This window comes from Neorhizobium sp. SHOUNA12A (genome assembly GCF_023006505.1).
GTDB lineage: Bacteria > Pseudomonadota > Alphaproteobacteria > Rhizobiales > Rhizobiaceae > Neorhizobium.
In genome coordinates, this window is the sequence record NZ_JALBGV010000159.1 from 1 (window position 1) to 5,204 (window position 5,204).

Below are 5,204 nucleotides of genomic sequence, written 5' to 3' on the forward strand. Positions count from 1 at the left end.
GTTCAACTTCTCCAAAGCCTCCGCTGCCTGACAGACCCGGATATCGCTTCGCGAAAGGGGCTGGTTCAGAGATACCGCCTACGTCAATGTGCATGGAAAATCGCGCTTACAGTTCATATGCAAACGGTGGACTTTGGAGCCGGATCGATTCATCATCGATCCAATCCATCAAATGCCGGGACTAAACAGCTAGCGCCTTCAAACAACTAGGAGGATTCAGGACGGAAGCTTCAGCGGCGCTAGGAGCGGTAAGAGTTGACTTGGAAGCTGACCGGCGACTTCAACAGCGACATGTCGAATTCGGGCTGGCACCACATCGAAATGATAGATTTCAAAATGATCATGAAAAACTTCGATCTGCGTCTGGAGACTATCCCAACTAAGCAATGCCGTCGGATAGTAACCATTGCCGACGTCTGAAGGCGGCGTCATCTTCGAGGCACCGTATTTCACAAGAGCGGTGAGATTTTTCAATGATGTCGCATCGATAACTTCCCTAGTCGGATCGCCTTTGACTGTTTGTAAAACTTTGTCCCATTCCATTCCCCAAATATACTCGGTCGCTCGTTTGGAAACAAGTTCAGGCTCTGCCTCATGACCGCAATTGGGGCGAAGCGGAAGATGCCTCTCGGACCGACGCAGTCGCTCAGCTTATTGAGCTATCTAAATCAAAAAATCATCGTCATGATTGCGCAAAGATTTCTTACGTCTAAGGAGCTTGACCATGGCCGTGTTTGCAGTCCGAGATGAGGAAGATATCTGGGGCGCTTCTGCCGCTCTAATTCGGCATCTTCTGAACTATATTATATGACAGGTAGGGCACCGGCCCTATCTACTTCAGGTCCAGAACATGTTTGACCGGGGGTACAATTCATTCCGCCTATTCGAACTGCCGAAAGCGGAATTTCTCGAATTTGCGGAACCGGTAGACGCGTATCGGAAAAGCGGTGCTTATTTAGATGCGGGCTACCTGCCGTCTGAAGTGGAGCCCCTTATCGATGACCTATTGAATCGGTTGCGGGAAGCTGCTCATCACCGTCAATTGCACTAGGAAGGTTGACCGACTCGTCCGCACTCGCAACTCCAGACTACTCAGGAGCGGATTCCGCTCCTGTCCAAACCAGCCATTGACGCTGCATCGCGCGTTCATTCATAAGCTCTGGCAACTTATCAGAAAGGTGAGAGCGGTGTCTGAGTTCCTACAGTTCGCGATCAACAAGAGCCCGCTCCGGCTCACACTCGATGACATAGTCCGATGGGCAGGAACGCTCAACGTAACCATCCGGCCAAGGCCGCGGCGCTCATGATTTTGGCTGGTCTGCCACGATGCGTTCGATCCGTTCAGGATCACATTGCTCGTCGATAAGGAACTGCCGAACACCTCGGTCCCGGGTGCGGATATCGGCGAGGAATTCCTGCAAGCTTTCGATCCCCCGGTCCGTGAAGGTGGTGATGCCCTCTTCGCTGCCGTCGTGGGCATGGATGACCTCGCCATAGTCGATGTTGTCCGAGTTGCTGGCAATTTGCCGGATGAGTTCGATGTTTTCGCCGATCAGTGTGGCGACGTAATCGATCGTGTAGACTTGCGTCGGGCGCGCCATCAGGCTGCACTCCGCAGGGCGCTGCCAGCGGCAGACCAGTTCCACGGCAGCAGTTCCGGCAGCCGTGACAAGGGAAGGTTGGGCATGCGGGCGAGCACGTCGGCCAGCCATGCCTGCGGATCGATATCGTTCATCTTGGCGGTGACGATCAGGGAATACATGAAGGCAGCACGCTCGCCGCCGCGCTGGGAGCCGGCGAATAGCCACGCCTTTCTTCCGAGAGCTATCCCGCGCAGGGCGCGCTCGGCCGCATTGTTCGTGATGCAAAGCCTGCCATCGTCGAGGAACCGCGTGAAGGCTTCCCAGCGTCCGTCCTTCTCGAACATGTAGTTGATCGCTTTGGCGACGGGATTGTGCTTCGACATCTGGGAACGCTGGGCCATGAGCCAGTCGTGCAGTTCCTCGGCGAGCGGACGCGCATGCTGCCGCCTCGCTACCAGTCTCTCCTCGGCGGACTTCCCGTTTATGCCCCGCTCGATATCGAAGAGCGCGTCGATGCGGGCGACAGCCTCGAGCGCGACAGGCGATATCTCGTGGGCAGGTCTGCCCTTGCGCACGTTGCCGGCGATATCGGCCAGTTCGAAGAACTTGCGCCGCGCATGGCTCCAGCAGAGCGCGCTCTTGACCGGTTCGGGGCGGCGATCCGCACGATAGAGATCGTTGTAGCCGCCATAGGCATCCGCCTGCAGTATGCCGTGCCATCCGGCAAGATGCGTGTTGGGATGGGTCTTTTCCCGATCCGGAGAGAAGTGGAAGAGTGCTGCAGGAGGCGCACCGCCCGCGAAGGGACGATCATCGCGAACGTAGGTCCATAACCTTGCCTGCTTCGTTGCGCCCCTGGCCAGGAGCGGCACGGTCGTATCGTCGCCATGCAGCCGCTCGGCGGCCAGCACATGAGCACGGATCAGATCATGGATCGGCTGCAGTGCCGTCGCGCAGGCACCAACCTGGTCGGCCAGCGTGGACAGGCTGAGAGCGACGCCTTCCCTGGCGTAGCGCTCGGCCTGTCGGTTCAATGGCTGATGCTGGCCGAACTTCTCAAATAGGATCGTCGCCAGCAGGTTCGGTCCTGCCCATCCACGCGGGGTCGGATGGAAGGGAGCCGGTGGCTGGCTGATCTTCTCGCAGTCCCGGCAGGTGAACTTCTCGCGCACCGTCTGGATCACCTTCCACTGGCGCGGAATCACCTCCAGCGTCTCGGTGACGTCTTCGCCCATCTTCACGATCCGGGCCGAGCCACAGCAGGTGCAGGTCGAAGGAGCTTCAATGATCAGCCGTTGGCGCGGCAGGTGCTCGGGAAACGGCTTGCGGGCGGGCCGACGGCGTTCGAAGGCGGAGACACTTGTGATCCTCTCCGCCACGCGTTCCGCGGCAATCTCGTCCTCGGTGGCGTCGGCCTCGAGCTCCTCAAGCTGCAGTTCCATCTGGTCGATCAGCCGGGCGCGCCGTTCCGAGCTCTGGCCGTACTGCTCGCGGCGCAGCTTTGCGATCTCGAGCTTTAGGTGCCGGATCACCGCCTCCGACGTCGTCACGACGGCGCGCACCTGCGCGAGATCGGCCTCAGCAGACGTGGCACGCGCTTCCGATGCCGCAAGCGCGGCGCGCAGTCTGGCTATCTCCGACGCAGCATCATCCATGGCCGAAAGCTACCATGTAACCGCAGAAAGCCAAACAAAAACAGTGGAATGGTGGACGACTATCCTGCCGTTGCAGGCCGCTGCGTCCAGCGTGGATTGCGCCAGTCGATCCCTTCCAGGAGATAGCCGAGTTGCGCCGCCGACACTGGCACGGCGGAGCCATTTTGACTGACAGGCCAGATGAACTTTCCGGCTTCAAGCCGCTTCAGGTAAAGCGACATGCCGATCCCGTCGTGCCACAGAACCTTGATCAGATCACCCTTGCGACCCCGGAAGCAGAAGACTTCGCCGCCATGAGGATCGCGGCCAAGACCCTGTTGCACCTTCAGCGCCAGGCTGTTCATGCCGCAGCGCATGTCCGTCACACCACCCGCGATCCATACCTTCACCCCAGCCGGAAAGGCGATCATGACGCATCCAGGACCGGCAACAGCCGGGCAAGGATGGTGGGATCCAGCGAGGCCGGGATCGTCAGCCGTCGGCCGTTCGGCAGGCCGATCTCGATCGTCCTGTCGTCTTCAGGCAGCGGCGGTGAGGCCATCGCGAAAGATGCCGCCGGCGGTGGCGAAATCGCAAGCGGTACGAAGCCCGTTGACGCGGAAACGTTCAGAAGCCCGCTTCGGTATTCCCGACGCCAACGGGTCAACAGTGACCGCGACAATCCATAACGCCGCGCCGTCACCGAGCCCTGCCGAAACCCTTGCAGGCTCTCCTCGACGATCCGAACCTTCTCTTCATCCGACCAATCCCGTCGGCGACCAAAATCGTCGGCCGGCAAGACCTCAATGGGGGAAATGATTGTAGCGCATGACATAAGCCATGGACTTAAAGCCAATCAGCAAATCAGGGCAGACGGTCTTCGGCGGAGGGATACCGCTCAACCACTGGGACTTCTATAATAGCGCCGCGCTGGAAATTGCGAAAGGGTACCACCGAGGCGAGCTAAGTTACACCTTCTGTGATGGCGTAATGACTGATCTTTGGTCCGGGGTGCAGGAGGGTTTTGGACCTGGCAAGAACGAGGTGCCGGAGCCATTCTTCGAAATCTATGAAGCCTTCGATGCGGGAGAGTATCATCGCAAACACGACAAGACTGATGATCCCGTTGTCGACTTCACCGACCCTGCGATTGCGGAGCTAGCTATCCGCTTTAACCTTTAAGGTATTGGGAGCGATGGCTGCCGTTGGTCCGCAGCAAACGCTTATTCCTCTAAGCCAAGCTGGCGAAGATATTCATCGCCGCTGATCGTCGTCGCCCCAAGCAGTTTCGGCGCGTAGCCTCGCGCTACCATGAAACCGCGAGGTCGTTCATGGCGTTCATTGCTCTGGCTGCCGTTCGCGTCTGACTGCCATCATTCGTCGGCACGGTCCAAGAGCCATGACGTAATTGGAGCCTCCCCAGCTCTGACGTCTTTATAGGTCGAGCTAATCTTGTTCAGCACCGCCTCGTCATCCGAATCGATCTCGTAGAACGTGCTGTCGACCGCCCGGATTATCACCCACGGCTTGTCTGACTGCGTGGGTGCCGAGCCGACAAACTCCCCCCAGATAACCTGCCGCGTGTTTTCAGCCAAAGCGGCTAAATCAGAGCCCGAAAGCTGGCCATCGCCTTGCGCCAATCCCTCAAGCCGTTCGCCCCCCTCCCCGGTGGCCTCAAACCATTCGTGCCCAGGTTTGGACGACTTAACGGTCGAGACGACCCAACGTGCTTCTAAAGAACGGGGAGCCAAAAGTCGCAGCAATTCTCTGAGATCAAGCGCAAGAACCTGATCTTTGAGATCGTAGCCCCTAAGTGTCGTCATGGTGTCCCCCGTGAACCCACGGTCGCATTGGCAGAAACATTTTGTCAACATGACCTAGGTGTTTAGTCCCGGCATTTGATGGATTGGATCGATGATGAATCGATCCGGCTCCAAAGTCCACCGTTTGCATATGAACTCGTAGGGCGTGAGGCCCTTTAGCGTCT

At 58.3% G+C, this 5,204-nt stretch carries 7 protein-coding genes and 1 pseudogene; 1 reads left to right on the forward strand and 7 read right to left on the reverse strand.

All coding sequences use genetic code 11. The features are described from left to right. Window positions 1-216: 216 nt before the first annotated feature. The 5 genes from MOV63_RS31875 to tnpA all read right to left on the reverse strand — a co-directional run bounded on the left by MOV63_RS31875 (window position 217) and on the right by tnpA (window position 4,016). Complete coding sequence (locus MOV63_RS31875) at window positions 217-543, reverse strand: hypothetical protein (protein ID WP_247039756.1); 327 nt, start codon at window positions 541-543, stop codon at window positions 217-219. Between the two features lie 758 nt (window positions 544-1,301). Continuing rightward, window positions 1,302-1,601 carry a hypothetical protein gene (locus MOV63_RS31880; protein ID WP_247039758.1) on the reverse strand — a complete coding sequence of 100 codons (300 nt, stop codon included), beginning with the start codon at window positions 1,599-1,601 and terminating at the stop codon, window positions 1,302-1,304. Then, window positions 1,601-3,238: an IS66 family transposase gene (tnpC, locus tag MOV63_RS31885; RefSeq protein ID WP_247039760.1), complete on the reverse strand. Its 1,638-nt coding sequence runs from the start codon at window positions 3,236-3,238 to the stop codon at window positions 1,601-1,603. Before tnpC ends, MOV63_RS31880 begins: the two co-directional genes overlap by 1 nt. A gap of 59 nt (window positions 3,239-3,297) precedes the next feature. After that, complete coding sequence (gene tnpB, locus MOV63_RS31890) at window positions 3,298-3,648, reverse strand: IS66 family insertion sequence element accessory protein TnpB (RefSeq protein ID WP_011654616.1); 351 nt, start codon at window positions 3,646-3,648, stop codon at window positions 3,298-3,300. Continuing rightward, complete coding sequence (gene tnpA, locus MOV63_RS33115) at window positions 3,645-4,016, reverse strand: IS66-like element accessory protein TnpA (RefSeq protein ID WP_405029411.1); 372 nt, start codon at window positions 4,014-4,016, stop codon at window positions 3,645-3,647. Before tnpA ends, tnpB begins: the two co-directional genes overlap by 4 nt. A gap of 41 nt (window positions 4,017-4,057) precedes the next feature. On the opposite strand from tnpA, the gene MOV63_RS31900 reads away from it, so the two are divergent. After that, a complete protein-coding gene (locus MOV63_RS31900; RefSeq protein ID WP_247039761.1) occupies window positions 4,058-4,399 on the forward strand; it encodes a hypothetical protein in 342 nt (113 codons plus the stop codon). Window positions 4,400-4,590: 191 nt separating this feature from the next. On the opposite strand, the gene MOV63_RS31905 is transcribed toward MOV63_RS31900, so the two are convergent. Together MOV63_RS31905 and MOV63_RS31910 are read right to left on the reverse strand one after the other, a co-directional pair. After that, a complete protein-coding gene (locus MOV63_RS31905) occupies window positions 4,591-5,040 on the reverse strand; it encodes a hypothetical protein (RefSeq protein WP_247039763.1) in 450 nt (149 codons plus the stop codon). 54 nt (window positions 5,041-5,094) lie between these two features. Continuing rightward, window positions 5,095-5,204: pseudogene (locus MOV63_RS31910) on the reverse strand (IS481 family transposase); the annotation flags it as partial.

Excerpts from the sequence above, each read along its gene's own strand:
- MOV63_RS31880 (WP_247039758.1), bottom strand. The coding sequence starts at position 1,601 with ATGGCGCGCCCGACGCAAGTCTACACGATCGATTACGTCGCCACACTG.
- tnpC (WP_247039760.1), bottom strand. The coding sequence starts at position 3,238 with ATGGATGATGCTGCGTCGGAGATAGCCAGACTGCGCGCCGCGCTTGCG.
- MOV63_RS31875 (WP_247039756.1), bottom strand. The coding sequence starts at position 543 with ATGGAATGGGACAAAGTTTTACAAACAGTCAAAGGCGATCCGACTAGG.
- tnpB (WP_011654616.1), bottom strand. The coding sequence starts at position 3,648 with ATGATCGCCTTTCCGGCTGGGGTGAAGGTATGGATCGCGGGTGGTGTG.
- MOV63_RS31900 (WP_247039761.1), top strand. The coding sequence starts at position 4,058 with ATGGACTTAAAGCCAATCAGCAAATCAGGGCAGACGGTCTTCGGCGGA.
- MOV63_RS31905 (WP_247039763.1), bottom strand. The coding sequence starts at position 5,040 with ATGACGACACTTAGGGGCTACGATCTCAAAGATCAGGTTCTTGCGCTT.